A 16,254-nucleotide genomic window follows, 5' to 3' on the forward strand; every position below is an offset into this window, starting at 1 on the left:
CACTGCAATCCCAGGTGGGAGCCCGCTCCCACCTGGAAGCAAACCAATATCATTTGCGCACCTTCCCGCCCTTTGCTTTAATCGCGACCAATTCTTATTTACGCCAATTCTTTTGCGCTGGATGGATATTGTGTCGACCTCTTTCACCCACCTCTACGGTTCCCACCACAGCTGGTTGCTTGGCCTGTTGCGCCGACGCCTGAACGACCGCTGGGATGCCGCTGACCTGGCTCACGACACCTTTATCCGCATCCTCAGCCGGCCCCCCGCCGAGACCGATCACGTGCGCCAGCGCTCTTACCTGGCCACCATTGCCCGCGGGTTGTGCATCGACCATTGGCGTCGTCGCCAGCTGGAGAAAGCCTGGCTCGACAGCCTGGCGCTGTGCCCGGAGGCGACGCAGCCATCGCCGGAACAGCGCGCCATCATCGTCGAGACCCTCTACGAAGTGGATGCCATGCTCGCCCGCCTGCCGAAAAAGGTCAGCCAAGCCTTCCTGCTCGCGCAACTGCATGGCCTGCCCTACAAACAGATCGCGCAACAGTTGGGCGTGTGCGAGCGCATGGTCAAGAAGTACATGGCCCAGGCCTTGCTGCACTGCGCGATCCTCGAAGCCGAGCTCGACGGGATGCTGGTGCAATGAGCCCTACCGGCAAACTCAGCCACGCGAGCCTGGAACAGGCCGCGCAGTGGTACGTGCGCCTGCAGGACCCGAGCGGCGCCCAGGAGCAGCAACGCTGGCAATCCTGGTTGATGCAGAACCCCGAGCACCTGGCGGCCTGGCACTATGTGGAACGCGTCAGCCAGCGCTTCGCACCGTTGATGGAGCATTCCCAGGGCGCCGGCCGTGCACTGCGCAGTTCACGGCGCCAGACCCTCAAGACCTTGCTGGTGCTGTGCGCCGGTTCGACGCTGGCCTGGGGCACCTGGCGCAACACCGCCCTGCCCCGGCTGGTGGGCGGCTGGAGCGCCGACTACGCCACTGCCAGCGGCGAAACCCGCGACGCCTTGCTGGCTGATGGCAGCCATGTATGGCTTAACGCCCTGAGCGCGCTGGATGTGCGCTTCGATACAACGCAACGCTTGCTGCGCCTGCGCTTTGGCGAAGTGCTGATCGACACGGCCAAGGACGCCAGCCGCCCATTCCTGGTGGACACCGAACACGGCCGACTGCAGGCGCTGGGCACCCGCTTCAGCGTGCTGCAGGGCGACGAGCATACCCAACTCAACGTGTTCGAAGGCCGGGTGCAGGTCAGCACCCTCAACCAGCAGGTGCGCATCATCGAGGCAGGCCAGCAGGTCAGGTTCACCCGCAACGGTTTCGACCCGACCGCTCCGGCCTCTCCTGCCCGTGAGGCCTGGAGCCGTGGCGTGCTGTTGGCCGACAACCTGGCGCTGGGCGAACTGGTCGCCGAACTCAACCGTTATCGTCCCGGCCACCTGGGTTGCGACCCGGCCGTGGCGCAGTTGCCGGTGATGGGTTCATTCCCGCTCAAGGACAGCGACCACGCCCTGCGCCTGCTGCAAGCCGCCCTGCCAATTCGCGTCGACCGGTTGCTGCCGTGGTGGGTCACCGTCAGCCCCCAGTGAAAAAATCTTCAACCGCCAGTGCCCTTTTTCAAAACTCGTTCGGTTAACCCTGCAGACGCTTTCAATTCGCCGATCGATTTGATCCAAAGGGAAACATTCATGCCGCAACCTGCTCGCTTCGCGCTGCGCCCACTGGCGTTGGCCACCTCGCTGTTTTGCCTCGGCGCACCGACGCTGCACGCCGCCGAAACACCATCGACCCAGGAAGCCGCGCGCAGCTACCGGATTGCCGCCGGCTCCCTGGTCAATGTGCTGAACAGCTTTGCCGAGCAGTCGGGTATTTTCATCGCCGGGCACAACAGCCTCGCCGCAGGTAAAACCAGCCCAGGCCTGAATGGCAACTACACCGCGGCCAGCGGCTTGCAGCGCCTGTTGCAGGGCAGCGGCCTGCAAGCCCTGCCCCAAGGCAACAACGGCTACGTACTCGAACCGATCCCGGCCAACACCGGCGCCCTGGAGCTGGGCGCCACCACCATTTCCGGCCAGGACCTGGGCGCCACCACCGAAGACACCCACGCTTACACCACAGGCTCCATGGCGTCGGCCACCGGCCTGCCGCTGTCGATGCGCGAAACCCCGCAGTCGGTCACCGTGATCACCCGCCAGCAGATGGACGACCAGGGTTCCAACAACATCGCCGACACCCTGCGCCGCGCCCCGGGCGTCAGTGTGCAGAACTACGACAGCGAGCGCTGGGAGTTCTCCAGCCGGGGCTTGCCGATCACCAATTTCCAGTACGACGGCGTCAACTCCACCTATGACGGCGTGTACGACTACGGCACCACCAGTACCGACATGGCGGTGTACGACCACCTGGAAATCATCAAGGGTTCGGCGGGCCTGTTGAGCGGCTCCGGCGACCCCTCGGCCACGGTCAACCTGATCCGCAAAAAACCCACCCGCGACTTCAAGGCGTCGGTCACCCAGACCTTCGGCTCCTGGGACAATTACCGCACCGAAGGCGATATCTCCGGCCCCCTGACCGAGTCCGGCAATGTGCGCGGGCGCTTTGTCGGCGTGTACCAGGATCGCCAGTCGTACCTGGACCACTACCAGAACACCAAGGACATCGCCTACGGCATCCTCGAAGCGGATCTCACCCCCGACACCCTGCTGACCTTCGGTATCGACCAGCAGGACACCCGCTCGCGCGGCGCCAGTTGGACCGGTTTCCCGATGTATTTCAGCGACGGCTCGCGCACAAACTTCTCGCGATCGTTCAACCCGGCCGCCGACTGGAGCCGTCGCGACTTCCAGAACCAGACGATCTTCGCCTCGGTGCAGCAGAAGCTCGCCAATGACTGGTCGCTCAAAGTCAGCCTCGACCGCAAGCGCAGCCAGCACGACACCCTGCTCGCCTCCGCGAGTGGCGGTAACCCCGATCCGGTCAGCGGCGAGGGCATGTACATGTTCATGGGCAAGTACAAGGGCGACCAGGTGCAGAACACCCTGGACGTCAACCTCAGCGGGCCGTTCAGCCTGTTCGGCCGCGAGCACGAATTGATCATGGGCTTCATGGCCACCCGCTCGAAACAGGACGTGCCGGTGTACGGTTCGATCTACCCACCGGTGGGCGGCAGCATCTTTGACTGGCACGGCGAATACCCCAAGCCCGACATCCCACGCAGCGGCCAGAACGATATCGTGCAACGCCAGACCGGCGCCTACCTCGCCACTCGCCTGAAACCGACCGATGACCTGGCGGTGATCCTCGGCGCGCGCGTGAGCAATTTCAGCGGTACCGACACCACCGATTTCTTTGACCCCGCCCAGGCCGACAACCGCGCCACCTACCACCAGAGTGGCGTGGTCACGCCCTATGCCGGGGTCGTCTATGACCTGAACGACACCTGGTCGGTCTACACCAGCTATACCCAGATCTATCGCCCGCAAACCAGCAAGGATGCCGACCGCAAGCTGCTCGACCCGGTCGAAGGCCAGACCTATGAAGCGGGGCTCAAGGCAGCGTTCTACGGCGGCCGCCTGAATGCCAGCTTTGCCGCATTCCGCATCGAACAGGACAACGTGGCCGAGTACGTCTCGGGCTTCGAGAGCGACTCGATCTACCGCCCCATCGCCGGCGCCACCACCAAAGGCTTCGAAGCCGAGCTGTCGGGCGAAGTGCTCGACGGCTGGAATATCTCCGCCGGCTACACCTACCAGCACACCCGCGATGCCAATGACGGCTACGTCTACAGCTCGGTGCTGCAGACCACCACGCCGCAACAAGTCGTACGGCTGTTCAGCGCCTATCGCCTGCCGGGCGCCCTGGACAACATCACCGTGGGCGGCGGTGTGAACTGGCAGAGTGAGTTCTTCGGCAAGGTGTTCCAGCCGGACCCGAATGACACGGTCAACTTCGGCCACGACTCGCGCATCACCCAGGACAGCTACTACCTGGTCGACCTGATGGCACGCTATCGCTTCAACGACCACCTGAGCACCACGCTGAACGTGAAGAACCTCTTCGACAAGAAGTACTACACGGGCCTGGGCAACTTCGGCACCGGCTTCTACGGCGAACCGCGCAGCCTGCAGCTGGCGACCAAGTGGGATTTCTAGGCTGACGCCCCGGGCGGTCTGTGCAATCATCCCTTCACTCGCTCAAGGGATGGAACTGCCGCCATGTCGCTGAACAGCCTTGCTCACCCTTCGCACTCGCCGCGCTTCTGGCGCGACGAGCGCTTACCGTTCATCGAAGCGCGCACCATCGCCGATGGGCGCAAGGTCACCTACACGCGCCATGCCCACGAGCACTTCTCCATCGGGGTGGTCACCACGGGGCGCAGTTATTACCACTACGGTGCAGAGACGTTCGAGATCAGCGCCGGCACGGTGGTGTTGATGAACCCCGGCGATGTGCACGCCTGCAATCCCATCGACAACGAGCGATGGTCCTACAAGATGCTGTACATCGACACGCCCTGGCTGACCGACCTGCAGTACCAACTGGGGTTCAGCACCGACCAGGGTTACCGGCCATTCAATACGCCTTACACGCGCGACCCGGTGCTGTACGAGGGCTTGCTGGAGCTGTACCGGATGCTGGTGGATGAGCAGGCCGAACACCTGCAAAAGCAAAGCGCACTGGTGAGTTATTTCAGCGAAGTGCAGCAACGCCTGAACCCTTCACCCGCCCCGATGCGCGAGGTCAACCACAAGCTGGAACGGGCCGCCGACTACATCCGCGAACACTGCACCCAGGCCCTGAAGCTGGAGGACATCTGCCTGGCCGCCGAGCTGTCGCCGTCGTACCTGATCCGCGCCTTCAAACAGTATTACGGGCTGACCCCGCATGCCTTCCTGGTCAACCGGCGCATCCAGTTAGCCCGCACCCAACTGCGCAACGGCAAGCTGATCGCCGATGTCGCCCTGGCCGCAGGCTTTGCCGACCAGGCGCATTTCCAGCGCGCCTTCAAGCAGCATTTCGCGGCCACGCCGGGGCAGTACCGCGACGTCCTCAAGCCATCAGCAAATAACCCACACTGGCCACCAGCAACGCGGCCATCGAGCGGTTGAATACACGCACACCCTGGGGGTTGCCCAAATAGCGGCGCAGGAATGTGCCGGCATAGGCCCAGCACGCCACCGACAGGTAGCAGATCACCAGGTAAAGGCCGGCAAACAGCCAGACCTGCCGAGCATCGCCGTCCGCCACAAACAGGCCCATGCCCGCCACGCAGGCCAGCCAGGCCTTGGGGTTGAGCCATTGCATGATCGCGCCGTAGAGCATCGACGGCGCCGTCGCGCTGCCGTCCGCGTCCAGGCGGCCATCGTCCACCGCGAGTTTCCAGGCCATGTAGAGCAAGAAGGCCACCCCGCCCCACTGGATCAACTGCGTCAGGAGCGGCCAGCGCACCAGCACTTCATGCAGCCCCAGGCCAATCAACACCAGCAACAAGGTGAAGCCGACGGCAGCGCCGAACACGTGTTTCTGGCTGGCGACAAAACCGAAGCGCGCGCCTGAACTCAGGGCCACCACATTGACCGGTCCGGGTGTGATCGAGGTGGCCAGTGCGAAGGCGGCCATGGAAATGATCAAGCTCATTGCAGTTCCTTTTTATTCGGGCAGATGACGATGGAGCCACGGTAAAGGGCAAGGCACGCGGGGTATTGAACAAAATGACCCTTGTCGAAGTATTTTGTGTGCGCCCCTGGAGTCGGCCTCGCACTGCTCACGGCACGGGACAGACAACGGCGGTGAAACCGCTCTGGCCCGAGCGCTTTAGACGCTTTTATTCCATTGATATAACTGCATTTTTTTCTTTCAGAATGCCGATCTCAATAGGCAAAAATGCGTATTTCCAACGCCTGGGCCGGTGCTAGAGTTCAGCGCCTACTCACTGCAATCAAAGGAATCGCCATGTCACGTCGCCTGCTGGCAACTGCCTGCCTGTTGCTGTCTTTCTCTGCGGTCCAGGCCGCTGAACGCTGGGAAACCCTGCCGCCGACACCTGCCCCGGTGGCCGGCGCCAAAACCGGCTACGCCGCCGTCAACGGCATCAAGGTCTACTACACCCGCACCGGGCATGGATCGCCGGTGGTGCTGCTGCACGGTGGGCTGTCTAACTCCGATTACTGGGGCAACCAGGTCAAGGCGCTGGCGGCCAAGCACACAGTAATCAGCCTCGACAGCCGTGGCCACGGCCGCAGCTCGCGGGACGATAAACCCTACGGCTACGACCTGATGGCCGATGACGTGGTGGCCGTGCTCGACAGCCTGAAGATCCCGCGTGCCGATATTGTCGGCTGGAGCGACGGCGCGATCATCGGCATCGACCTGGCCCTGCGTCACCCGGACCGGATCGGCAAGGTGTTCGCGTTCGCCGCCAACACCCAGACCGCCGGGGTCAAGGACGGCGTAGAGAAAAACCCGACCTTCGCCGCCTTCATCGAACGCGCCGGCAAGGAGTACGCCAAGCTGTCGCCGACGCCTAAAGAGTACGATGCATTCGTCGAGCAGATCAGCCATATGTGGGCCAGCCAACCGAACTGGACCGACGCCCAGCTGGCGAGCATCAAGACGCCAATCCTGATTGCCGACGGCGACCATGACGAAGCGATCAAGCGCGAGCACACCGAGTACATGGCGGCCACCATCCCAGGGGCCGGCTTGCTGATCCTGCCGAACACCAGCCACTTTGCCTTCCTGCAGGACCCGGCGTTGTTCAATGCAGCGCTGCTGGGCTTCCTCGATAGCAAATAGACCCTGCCCCCTGTGGGCGCGCACTCACTGCGCGCCCACAGATCACATAGACGGCAATCGCGCCTAGCTGACCTGCGTGACGATATCGTCGAGGCCCAGCACCCGGCCATCCTCGGCCAGGATCTCGACCTTGCGCAGCGGCTTGAGCGAGCGCGCATCCAGCACGCGCGCGCCGGCCTGTTCAGGCTGCGTGTGCGCCTCCCCCCACTGCGCCAGCGTCACCAGCACCGGCATCAGCGCGCGGCCCTTGTCGGTCAGCTGATATTCACTGCGCGCACCGACTTCGCTGGTTTGCAGCAGGCCCTGCTCGACCATGTCCTTGAGGCGCGTGGCAAGGATGTTTTTGGCCACGCCCAGGTGCTTCTGGAAATCACCAAAGCGCGTCACGCCGGCGAATGCATCGCGGATGATCAACAGCGTCCACCAGTCGCCCACCACGTCCAGTGCACGGGCAACGGGGCAGCCATCGCCCTCCAGGCATTTGCGTTTCATCGTCGGGCCTCCCGGCATTGAAAAATCTGGTTGCATTATAGGACCAACAGCTTCAGGATAAAAACGGTTTCATCATTAAACCTAATTCGCAGCCTGGAGTTCATCATGGATATTCGTGGAAAAGTGGTATTGGTCAGCGGCGCCAATCGCGGCCTGGGTAAAGCTTTCGTCACCGCCCTGCTGGCAGCCGGCGCCGCCAAGGTCTACGCCGGTGCGCGGGATCCGCGCAGCGTGGACATTCCCGGCAGCACCCCGATTGCCCTCGACATCACCGACGCGGCCAGCGTGCAGCACGCCGCCGAGCAGTGCGCGGACGTCAGTGTGGTGATCAACAATGCGGGCTTCCTGAAGTACGGTTCGTTGCTGGCCGAAGACAGTGTCGAAAACCTGCAACAGCACTTTGACGTGAACACCTTCGGCACCCTGCGCCTGAGCCGTGCCTTTGCGCCGATCCTGGCCAAACAGGGCGGCGGCGCGCTGATCAATATCCTCTCGGTGCTGAGCTGGCTGAGCCCGCCGGGCGCCGGTGGCTACAGCACTTCGAAATCCGCCCAGTGGGGCCTGACCAACGGCCTGCGCGGCGAGTTGCGCGAGCAGAACACCCTGGTGATCGGCGTGCACCCGGCCTACATCGACACCGACATGGTCGCTGATGTGCAGGCGCCTAAAAGCACGCCCCAGGAAGTGGTCGCCCTCACCCTGCAAGCCCTGGGCGAAGACCGCGAAGAAGTGTTGATCACCGATATGACCCACGCGGTGAAAGCGTCGCTGTCCACCGACAGCCCGGTCTACCTCAACCGCTGACCAGCGAAAAATGCGCGCCGACCCCGGCGCGCACACCCTCGGCCACGGCCAGCGCCACGGAGCCGGCGGCGAGGGACGCGTCACCACAGGCAAACACGCCCGGCACTGAGGTCTGGCGCATGTCGTTGGTGTGCAGGTAAGCGCCGCTGGGGCCATCGGCCAGTGCACAGCCCAACTGCGCGGCCAACGGGCTGAGCCGGGTCCGCGACATCGTGAAGATACCGTCGAGCTTGAACACCTGGCCGTCATCCAGTTCGAGGTCGGCACGCTCGCCGCTGATTCGCCGTACGCCGGCGCTTTGCACACTGACCCCACGTCGCGCCAACTGCGCCTGCTGCTCGGCATCCGGGGTGAATACGCCGTTGGTGAACAAGGTCGTGGCGCCCCAGTCCGGCAGCATCAATGCGTGGTGCATCGCCAGCGAAGACGTGGCGAGGACGCCGATACGGCCTTGGTCCAGCTCATAGCCGTGGCAGTAAGGGCAATGGAACACCCGCGTGCCCCAACGCTCCTGCAGGCCTTCAATGGCGGGCAATTCGTCGACCACGCCGGTGGCCAGGATCAGGCGCTTGCCCTGGAACGTACCGTTGAATTCAGTGCCCAGGCTGAAGCCCTGCGGTTCTACCGTCGCCTGAACCACACTGCCCTGCACCCAGGTGACCGTCGGGTACTCCATCAACTGGCTGCGCCCGTCGGCGGCGATGGCCTGCGGCGACTGGCCGTCCTGCCCAAGAAACCCGTGGGACGTGGCCGCAAACCGGTTGCGCCGCTGCCCCGCATCGATCACCAGCACCTGGCGCCGCGCCCGCGCCAATTGCAGGCCCGCTGACAAACCGGCGTAGCTGCCGCCGACAATAATCACGTCGTAGATCATGAGAGTGACCTTATGGTGAGTGCACGAGGTTATCCGCGCGCTTTCACGACACACCATAAGTTACGTAAAAATAGCGCGTCAAGACTCTCGCAACTTTTTAGGTTACGAACGATACTTTGGCGCGAATCAACTTGAGGTTTTTTGATGAGAAACGACACGCGCCTATCGCGCATGCTGCATGTGCTGATCCATATGGGCCGCCATGAAGAACGCGCGACTTCGGAGACCATCGCGCAGATGCTCGGCACCAATCCGGTGGTGGTACGGCGCACCCTCGGGTTGCTCAAGGAAAAAGGGTATGTGCGCTCGGAAAAAGGCCATCAGGGCGGCTGGAGCCTGGGCAAGCCCTTGAGTGAAATCACCTTGCTGGACATTCACAACGCCCTGGGCACGCCGTCGATCTTCGCCATCGGCCTGTCCACCGATCACCCGGAATGCCTGGTGGAACAGGCCGTGAATGCGGCGCTCACTGACGCCTTCGAACAAGCCCAGGCGCTGCTGTTGAAGCGCCTCGGCAAGGTCACCCTGGCGCAGTTGGCCGAGGATTTTGATGAGCGTTATCGCGTGGCGATGCTGCCCTAGCGCTGGGCCGGAATGCGGATTTCACCCTCGCGGCACTGGCTTTTGACACTGCGCGGACAGCCGGCGAAGGCCAGGTCCTTGGTCAGGCACACCCGCACCTCCGACAGCACCTTGCCTTTGCAGATGACCGCCACACCGTGATTGCCCATGCGCGGGTTGCTCTGGCGAAACAGCGCCTCGATCTCGCGAGCCGGCAACGACGGCGGTGTGTTGAACGGCTGCAATTGGTATGGAATGGCAACCACGCCCAACGCCGCGTCGGTTTTTTCCAGGTACGCCAGCGGTTCAAGCCCGCTGCAGGTGCCATGCTTGGCCCATTCGTGCTTGAGCAGCGCACGCGTGGGGAACAACGTCGCGCCCTTGTCCATTGCTTCACGGCTCAGGTACGACTGCGGCGCACAGCTCGCTGGCCACCCTCCTCGCGCGTATTGCGGCCACAGGCCGTGCAGCACAAACCCGTAGCCCTTGCCCGAGCACTGTTCGTTGTCCGGGTGCGTCAGGCAAAACGTCGGCGACCACGACAACGACAGCACATAGAAATCAAACTCCCCCGGCGTGCCCTGTTCACGCGGGGCCGCCACTGCGCCGGTCGCCAGCACCAGCCACACCACCATCCAGTATTTCATCGGCCTGTTCCTTGAAAAAAACCTTTTTTATCGCGACTACCCAGGATGGTGGGGGTTGCGTAATAGCACCTTGTCGAGAATCCGATCAGTCTTTAACGCCTCGATGGCCAGCGAAGGATGCTCGGCCTCGCCGCGAATGTGTGCATTCATCGCCAGCACGTGGTGCCACTGGATATGCGCGTGGCACGGTACTTCGAGCACTTCCTGGGTCTCGGCTTCCAGGCGCAGCGGCTGGTCTTCGAACACCGAGAACTGAATGCGACCACGGCTGCCGATCAGCTCGACGCGGTCTTCCTTGCGGTCCGCGACGAAGTTCCAGCAGCCCATGCCCAGGGCGCCCGAGCCAAAGGTCCAGCAGGCCGTCACTGCATCTTCCGCCGCATAGCGCCCGGCCTGGCGCGCGGTAAAGCCCGAGACCTCGACGATATCCCCGGCCAGGTACTGGAACAGGTCGAAGCCGTGACTGGCCAGGTCGGCAAAGTAACCGCCACCGGCAATCAGTGGGTCGGTGCGCCAGTTGGCGGCGCTGGCGTCGTCGGCCCCCGGAGGCTTGCACAAGGTCCAGGTCAGGTGGCGCAGTTGGCCGATGCGTCCCGCCTGCAGCCACTCGCGTACCTGCTGGAAGCGCGGCAGCGAGCGACGGTAGTAGGAGACAAACAGGTGCAGCCCGGCCCGTTCGAACGTGCGCTGCATCAACGCGCTCTGCTCGGCATTCAGCGACATGGGCTTCTCGACACAGCAATGCTTGCCGGCCGCAGCCACCATCAGACTGTACTCGAGGTGGCTGTCGGGCGGTGTGGCGATATACACCGCGTCCACTTCAGGGTCGTCGATCAGTGCCTGGGCGTCGGTATAGAAACGGGCAATGCCATGGCGCGCCGCATAATCGCGCACGGCTGCCTCGCGGCGCCCCATCACGGCGACCAGCGCCGAACCTGGCGCTTTATAGAAGGCGGGTCCACTCTTCAGTTCAGTGACACTGCCACAGCCGATCATGCCCCAACGTACGGTGTTCATCTGTTGTCCTCGTCCGTTTTCATCAATCGGGCAGTATCCACATCCCCAACCCGGTACGCCATAACCACTTAGCATGACATTTGCATTACACTTTTATGACACTCATCCCGCTGCGGGGGCACAGACGATGAAAATACGCGCAACGGTTATTTGCGAACACGAGGGACATATCCTCTTCGTGCGCAAGGCCAGGTCAAAATGGGCACTGCCGGGCGGCAAGGTCGAACGCAACGAGCGCCCGGTCGGCGCGGCCGAACGCGAGCTGGAAGAAGAAACCGGGTTGAATGTGGACGGCTTGCTGTATCTGCAGGAGCTCAAGGCCCGCGACACCGTACACCATGTGTTCGAGGCCTCGGTGGTGAACATCGCCGACGCGCGGCCGTGCAACGAAATCATCGATTGCCAGTGGTACGCCTATGGCGCCGTGGATGAACTGGACACCACCGACGCCACCCGGCACATCGTCAAATCCTTTCTACGTCGCCTGTAATTCAGCGCTCTGCCCGCTGGCCTCGAGACCTCGCTTTACCACACCCTTCTCTTTCTGCCGTTCGACAAAGGACCTGACGAACGCGGCAGCGGCTGCATGCGCCACCGGTACCGCCATGGCTTGGCGGATGGTCATGAAGTCATCCTCGACCAGGCGCCATTGCGCGCTCACCCGGGTGCGCAGAAAGTCCCGCACCCCCGCCGCCGCATCCAGACCTTGCGCGATAAACCAGTCCACCGCTGCTGCCGACGTAGGCGCCCGTACCAGCTCGGCGTGCGCCACCGTACGGCTCAGGTACAGGTCGTAGGCTGCGCCTTGGCCGACGGCGATGCGTCGACCCGCTGCATCCAATTGGGCGACGTGGGTAAAGGGCGAATCCGTCGCCACGAGGTAGGTGCCCTTGATCGCCACGTAGGGTGCGCTGAACGCGATCTCCTGCTCACGCACCGGCTCGATGGCCAGGAACGCCACGCGCCAGGCATCCTCGGCCAGCGCAGCAAAGACCTTGCCCGCCGCCTCGAAGGTGATCAGCGCCAACTCGACACCCAGCTCTTCAGCCAAGGCCTTGGCCAACGCCACGGACACCCCCTGTGGCTCACCGCCCGCGCCGCGTTGCGCCAGCACCGGGTTGCCGAAGTTGATGGCGGCACGCAGCACGCCATCGGGGGCCAGTTGTTGCAGTACAGCGGGATCAATCATCGAGCGCTCCTGGGCGGGTTCGTTGCACGGTCTTGCGGATCACAAACGGCAGCACACCGCCGTGCTCAAGGTACCCAAGCTCTTGCAACGAGTCGAGGCGCAAAACCAGCCGGTGCGTGACAACACGGCCATCGGCGCGATCGATCTGCAGGGTGATCAGGTTCTCGCCAACCTGCAGGTGTTCCAGCCCCAGGAACGTCAAGCGCTCGCTGCCATCCAGCGCCAGGTCCTGCACCGTCGTCCCGGCGCTGAACACCAACGGCAACACGCCCATGCCGATCAGGTTACTGCGATGAATGCGCTCGATACTGCGCGCCACCACCGCCTTGATCCCCAACAGGCTCAGCACCTTCGCCGCCCAATCCCGGCTGGAACCGGCGCCGTAGTTGCTCCCGGCAAACAGCACGGTGGGCGTGCCGGCGTAGCTCTGCGCGGCCAGGTACAACGGCTGGTAGTCCGTGTGGTCGGCATTCCACGCCCACACACCTCGGCGTGGTGTTTGTGTCGGGTCCAGCAGGTTGTTCAGGCGCGGGTTGGTGAAGGCCCCGCGCACCATCACTTCGTGGTTGCTGCGCCGTGTCGAGTACTGGTTTAAATCCGCCTCGGCCTCCCCCCTTTCGCGCAGCCAGGCACCAGCCAGGCTCTCGGAAGGGATGGTGCCCGCCGGTGAAATATGGTCCGTGGTGACGTTATCACCAAGCACCACCAACGCCCTCGCGTTGCGCACCAACAGGCTCGCCGCCGGCACGGGCGGCACCTGCGCCAGGTACTGCGGGCGGCGCAAATAGGTGGAATCCGGGTTCCAGGCAAATCTCACGCTGGCGTCGGCCTCAAGCGCCTGCCAGTGCGGCGTGCCCTGCCAGAGCAGTTCACTGCGTTGCTGGAACAACACCGGGCGCACCACCTGCGCCACGTGCGCCGCCACCTCGGCATCACTGGGCATCAGCTCCTCCAGGTACACCGGCGTGCCTTGGGCATCCAACGCCAGCGGACTGCTGGACAGGTCGATATCAATGCTCCCGGCAATCGCATAGGCCACGCACAGCGCCGGCGAGGCCAGGTACCCGGCGGGGACTTTGGGGTTGACCCGTCCTTCGAAATTGCGATTGCCCGACAGCACCACCACACCCTTGAGGCCTTGCTCGGCAAAGGCCTCCACATGAGCCTCCAGGCTTCCGGAATTGCCGATACAGGTCATGCAGCCAAAGCCCGCCAGGTCGAAGCCCAGCGCCGCAAAATCCGCCAACAAACCCGCCGCATCCAGATAGTCCGCCACCACCCGCGAACCCGGCGACAGCGAAGTCTTCACCCAGGGTTTGCGCCCCACGCCGCGTGCCCGTGCACGACGTGCCAGCAATCCGGCCTGGATCATCTGCGCCGGGTTGGCCGTGTTGGTGCAACTGGTGATCGCCGCCATTACCACCGCGCCGTGGGTCAACGGCGCTTCAAAGGACGGCTCGAAGAACTGCTGCCCGGCCTCAGCGTGCACATGCTGATGAAACGAGGCCCCCGCCTGCGCCAGCGACTGGCGCTGATGGGGTTGGTGTGGCCCGGCCACACTGGGTTCAATCAAGGCCAAGTCCAGCTCGATCAGTTCATCGAACTGCGGCTCGGGCTCGCCGGCCTGGCGCCACAGCGACTGTGCCGCCATATAGGTCGACACCTTGGCCAACAATGGCGCCGGCCGCGCACTCAATTCCAGGTAGGCAAGGGTCTCGTCATCAAACGGGAAAAACACCACCGTCGCGCCATACTCCGGCGCCATGTTCGCCACGGTGCCCCGCGCCGCCCAACTCAACGACGCCAGCCCCGGCCCGGTGAACTCGACAAACTTGCCGACCATGCTGCGCTGGCGCAGCAACTCGGTCACGCTCAAGGCCAGGTCCGTCGCCGTCACACCGGCCCGCAAGGCATTGCTGACGCGAACCCCCACGACCTGGGGAAAGGCAATCGGCACCGGCTCACCGAGCATCGCCGCCTGCCCTTCGAGCCCGCCCACGCCCCAGCCCAGCACGCCGATGGCATTGATCATCGGCGTATGGCTGTCGGTGGCAACCATGCAGTCCGGGTGCAGCAACACGCCCCCCTCGGCGGCCGGGCTTTCACATACCACCTGGGCGATGGATTCCATGTTCATCTGGTGGATGATCCCCGTCCCCGGCGGGATCACCTTGAAGTTGTCCAGGCTGGCCTCGGCCCATTTGATAAACCGGTAGCGCTCGCTGTTGCGGCGAAAGTCGATGTCGAGGTTGGCGTCCACCGCGCCGGCTTCGGCGTAGTGCTCGACAATCACCGAGTGGTCGATGGTCAACACGGCCGGGATCGCCGGGTTCACCGCCGTCGGGTCGCCACCCAGTTCCGCGACCACATCACGCATGCCGGCAAAGTCCGCCAGGGCCGGCAGGCAGGTGGTGTCGTGAAACATCAGGCGGTTGGGCTGGAACGGTACCTCGCAGTCCGGCCCGCTGCCGGTGGCTCGCGCCAGCACCGACGGCAATGAGGCCGGGGCACAGCGGGCGATGTTTTCCACCAGGATGCGCAGGCAATAAGGCAGCCGATGCAGCTGCACCGGGGTCAGCAGTTTATGCAGATCGATATAGGCGTAACGCTGCCCGCCGATGTCCAGATGGTTGAGAACGTCGCTCATAGTTGGCCGAACACCCGCTCGATACGCGCCAGGCCCCAATCCAGTTCCTCACGGGTGATAGACAACGGCGGCGCGATACGCAGCACGTTTTCATGGGTCTCCTTGGTCAGCAGGCCTTCGGCAAGCAACGCTTCGCAAATCGGCCGTGCATCACGGTCCAGCTCCACCCCCACCCACAAACCGCGACCACGCACCTCCCGGACCGCCGGGGGATTCATCGCCCGCAGGCGCTCCACCAGGTAGTGGCCCAATTGCGCGCTGTTATCGATCAAGCCTTCATCTTCCAGCACGTTAAGGGCTTCCAGGCCAACGGCCGCCGCCAAGGGGTTACCGCCAAACGTCGAACCATGGCTGCCGGCATCGAACAGGTCCATGGTCGAATGGTCCGCGACAAACGCCGACACCGGCATGATCCCGCCGCCCAGCGCCTTGCCAAGGATCAGCGCATCCGGGCGAATGCCTTCGTGCTGGAAGGCAAACCACTTGCCGGTGCGGCCCAGGCCCGACTGGATTTCATCGAGGATCAGCAAGGTGTTGGTGGCGTCGCACAGTGCACGCAGCTCACGCAGGAACCCGGCCGGCGGCACGCGAATACCGGCTTCGCCCTGGATCGGTTCGATCAGCACCGCGCAGGTATCAGCCGTGATGGCCTGGCGAAAACTCTCGATATCGCCAAACCGCGCTTCGGTGAAGCCGTCGCAGAACGGACCGAAGTCCGCCTTGTAGTCCGGCTCGGACGAGAAGCCGACGATGGTCGAGGTGCGCCCGTGGAAGTTGTTGTCGGCCACCACGATCTTCGCCTGGTTCGCGGCGATGCCCTTGACCCGATAGCCCCAGCGACGGGCGGCCTTGATCGCGGTCTCCACGGCTTCGGCGCCGCTGTTCATCGGCAATGCCGAATCGAAGCCGCTGATGCGGCACAGCGTCTTGAGGAAGTTACCCAGTGGCTCACTGTAGAACGCGCGCGACACCACGCTGATCTTGTCGATCTGCGCCACGGCGGCGGCGCGGATACGCGGGTGCACATGGCCATGACTGACGGCTGAATAGGCCGACATCATGTCCAGGTAGCGCTTGCCATCATCGCCAATGGCCCATACGCCCTCGCCCTTGACGATGACCACCGGCAGCGGCGAATAGTTGTGGGCGCAGAATTGGTTTTCGAGGGTGATTGCCGGGTTGGGGTGCATGGAATGTCCTGCCTGATAAAAATCTAAAAATAGTGAG

16 protein-coding genes are annotated in these 16,254 nt (G+C 63.5%); 8 read left to right on the plus strand and 8 right to left on the minus strand.

Annotation, left to right across the window (positions count from 1 at the left end; all coding sequences use genetic code 11):
• Window positions 1-121 precede the first annotated feature (121 nt).
• From AC07OJ_RS22260 to AC07OJ_RS22275, 4 genes are all read left to right on the plus strand, one after another.
• Window positions 122-643 (plus strand): sigma-70 family RNA polymerase sigma factor, encoded by a 522-nt coding sequence (locus AC07OJ_RS22260; RefSeq protein ID WP_106804191.1) that lies wholly within the window; start codon window positions 122-124, stop codon window positions 641-643.
• Window positions 640-1,590: a FecR domain-containing protein gene (locus AC07OJ_RS22265; RefSeq protein ID WP_495095209.1), complete on the plus strand. Its 951-nt coding sequence runs from the start codon at window positions 640-642 to the stop codon at window positions 1,588-1,590. Before AC07OJ_RS22260 ends, AC07OJ_RS22265 begins: the two co-directional genes overlap by 4 nt.
• Before the next feature lie 99 nt (window positions 1,591-1,689).
• Window positions 1,690-4,152 (plus strand): TonB-dependent siderophore receptor, encoded by a 2,463-nt coding sequence (locus tag AC07OJ_RS22270; RefSeq protein ID WP_495095210.1) that lies wholly within the window; start codon window positions 1,690-1,692, stop codon window positions 4,150-4,152.
• A 63-nt stretch (window positions 4,153-4,215) separates the two neighbouring features.
• Window positions 4,216-5,109 (plus strand): AraC family ligand binding domain-containing protein, encoded by an 894-nt coding sequence (locus AC07OJ_RS22275; RefSeq protein WP_495095211.1) that lies wholly within the window; start codon window positions 4,216-4,218, stop codon window positions 5,107-5,109.
• Here the strand turns inward: AC07OJ_RS22275 and AC07OJ_RS22280 are convergent.
• Window positions 5,051-5,638: a LysE family translocator gene (locus AC07OJ_RS22280; protein WP_106804195.1), complete on the minus strand. Its 588-nt coding sequence runs from the start codon at window positions 5,636-5,638 to the stop codon at window positions 5,051-5,053. The genes AC07OJ_RS22275 and AC07OJ_RS22280 overlap by 59 nt on opposite strands.
• 315 nt (window positions 5,639-5,953) lie before the next feature.
• Between AC07OJ_RS22280 and AC07OJ_RS22285 the strand changes: the two genes are divergently transcribed.
• On the plus strand, window positions 5,954-6,796 hold the full coding sequence (locus tag AC07OJ_RS22285; RefSeq protein WP_065906377.1) for an alpha/beta fold hydrolase: 843 nt from the start codon (window positions 5,954-5,956) through the stop codon (window positions 6,794-6,796).
• A gap of 63 nt (window positions 6,797-6,859) precedes the next feature.
• Here the strand turns inward: AC07OJ_RS22285 and AC07OJ_RS22290 are convergent, their stop codons facing one another.
• Window positions 6,860-7,288 carry a winged helix-turn-helix transcriptional regulator gene (locus tag AC07OJ_RS22290; protein ID WP_065906375.1) on the minus strand — a complete coding sequence of 143 codons (429 nt, stop codon included), beginning with the start codon at window positions 7,286-7,288 and terminating at the stop codon, window positions 6,860-6,862.
• A gap of 105 nt (window positions 7,289-7,393) precedes the next feature.
• Here AC07OJ_RS22290 and AC07OJ_RS22295 point away from each other — a divergent pair, with 105 nt between their 5' ends.
• Entirely contained in the window at window positions 7,394-8,092 is a 699-nt protein-coding gene (locus AC07OJ_RS22295) for an SDR family oxidoreductase (RefSeq protein WP_120448352.1), read from the plus strand.
• Here AC07OJ_RS22295 and AC07OJ_RS22300 read toward each other — a convergent pair.
• Window positions 8,082-8,966 carry an NAD(P)/FAD-dependent oxidoreductase gene (locus tag AC07OJ_RS22300; protein ID WP_495095212.1) on the minus strand — a complete coding sequence of 295 codons (885 nt, stop codon included), beginning with the start codon at window positions 8,964-8,966 and terminating at the stop codon, window positions 8,082-8,084. The two genes, AC07OJ_RS22295 and AC07OJ_RS22300, sit on opposite strands and share 11 nt — an antisense overlap.
• A gap of 144 nt (window positions 8,967-9,110) precedes the next feature.
• On the opposite strand from AC07OJ_RS22300, the gene AC07OJ_RS22305 reads away from it, so the two are divergent.
• Window positions 9,111-9,548: an Rrf2 family transcriptional regulator gene (locus AC07OJ_RS22305; RefSeq protein ID WP_092488675.1), complete on the plus strand. Its 438-nt coding sequence runs from the start codon at window positions 9,111-9,113 to the stop codon at window positions 9,546-9,548.
• On the opposite strand, the gene AC07OJ_RS22310 is transcribed toward AC07OJ_RS22305, so the two are convergent.
• A complete protein-coding gene (locus tag AC07OJ_RS22310; RefSeq protein WP_495095213.1) occupies window positions 9,545-10,174 on the minus strand; it encodes a ribonuclease T2 family protein in 630 nt (209 codons plus the stop codon). The genes AC07OJ_RS22305 and AC07OJ_RS22310 overlap by 4 nt on opposite strands.
• A gap of 36 nt (window positions 10,175-10,210) precedes the next feature.
• Window positions 10,211-11,191 (minus strand): Gfo/Idh/MocA family protein, encoded by a 981-nt coding sequence (locus AC07OJ_RS22315; RefSeq protein WP_065906370.1) that lies wholly within the window; start codon window positions 11,189-11,191, stop codon window positions 10,211-10,213.
• A gap of 127 nt (window positions 11,192-11,318) precedes the next feature.
• On the opposite strand from AC07OJ_RS22315, the gene AC07OJ_RS22320 reads away from it, so the two are divergent.
• On the plus strand, window positions 11,319-11,681 hold the full coding sequence (locus AC07OJ_RS22320) for an NUDIX hydrolase (protein WP_065906369.1): 363 nt from the start codon (window positions 11,319-11,321) through the stop codon (window positions 11,679-11,681).
• On the opposite strand, the gene AC07OJ_RS22325 is transcribed toward AC07OJ_RS22320, so the two are convergent.
• Genes AC07OJ_RS22325 through rocD form a run of 3 tightly spaced genes read right to left on the minus strand, consistent with a single transcriptional unit; the run spans window position 11,667 to window position 16,217 of the window.
• Window positions 11,667-12,380: a transporter substrate-binding domain-containing protein gene (locus tag AC07OJ_RS22325; RefSeq protein WP_106804200.1), complete on the minus strand. Its 714-nt coding sequence runs from the start codon at window positions 12,378-12,380 to the stop codon at window positions 11,667-11,669. The two genes, AC07OJ_RS22320 and AC07OJ_RS22325, sit on opposite strands and share 15 nt — an antisense overlap.
• Window positions 12,373-15,027: an aconitate hydratase AcnA gene (gene acnA, locus AC07OJ_RS22330; protein ID WP_495095214.1), complete on the minus strand. Its 2,655-nt coding sequence runs from the start codon at window positions 15,025-15,027 to the stop codon at window positions 12,373-12,375. Before acnA ends, AC07OJ_RS22325 begins: the two co-directional genes overlap by 8 nt.
• Window positions 15,024-16,217, minus strand: coding sequence for an ornithine--oxo-acid transaminase (gene rocD / locus AC07OJ_RS22335; protein ID WP_495095215.1), 1,194 nt, complete (start codon window positions 16,215-16,217; stop codon window positions 15,024-15,026). Before rocD ends, acnA begins: the two co-directional genes overlap by 4 nt.
• Window positions 16,218-16,254: the final 37 nt, after the last annotated feature.

This window comes from Pseudomonas sp. GW821-FHT09C08 (genome assembly GCF_059418125.1).